Source organism: Streptomyces africanus (assembly GCF_002150735.1).
GTDB classification, from domain to species: Bacteria; Actinomycetota; Actinomycetes; order Streptomycetales; family Streptomycetaceae; genus Streptomyces; species Streptomyces africanus.
In genome coordinates, this window is record NZ_MUKA01000484.1 from 452 (window position 1) to 892 (window position 441).

Annotated in this window: 1 protein-coding gene; it reads left to right on the forward strand. The window is 68.3% G+C overall.

The genetic code is table 11. The features are described 5' to 3' along the window. The coding region (locus CCL05_RS46760; protein WP_244204569.1) for an amidase family protein at positions 1 to 441 on the forward strand (441 nt) is incomplete at both ends.

Genomic DNA, 441 nt, shown 5'->3' on the forward strand with positions numbered 1-441 from the left:
GTCGGTGTCGTGAAGCAGTTCCGCGGTGAGGGCTACCAGGCCGGTGTCATCCAGCGGTTCGACGAGTCCGTCGCGCTGCTGAAGGAACTGGGCGCCGAGATCGTCGAGCTGGACTGCCCGTCCTTCGACCTGGCGCTGTCGGCGTACTACCTGATCGCGCCGTCCGAGTGCTCCTCCAACCTCGCCCGCTTCGACGGCCTGCGCTACGGCCTGCGCACCGGCGACGACGGCACGCACTCCGCCGAGGAGGTCACCTCCCTGACCCGCGAGGCCGGCTTCGGCCCCGAGGTCAAGCGCCGCATCATGCTCGGCACGTACGCCCTGTCCAGCGGCTACTACGACGCGTACTACGGCAGCGCCCAGAAGGTCCGCACGCTCATCAAGCAGGACTTCGACAAGGCGTTCGAGCAGGTCGACGTGATCGTCTCCCCGACGACCCCG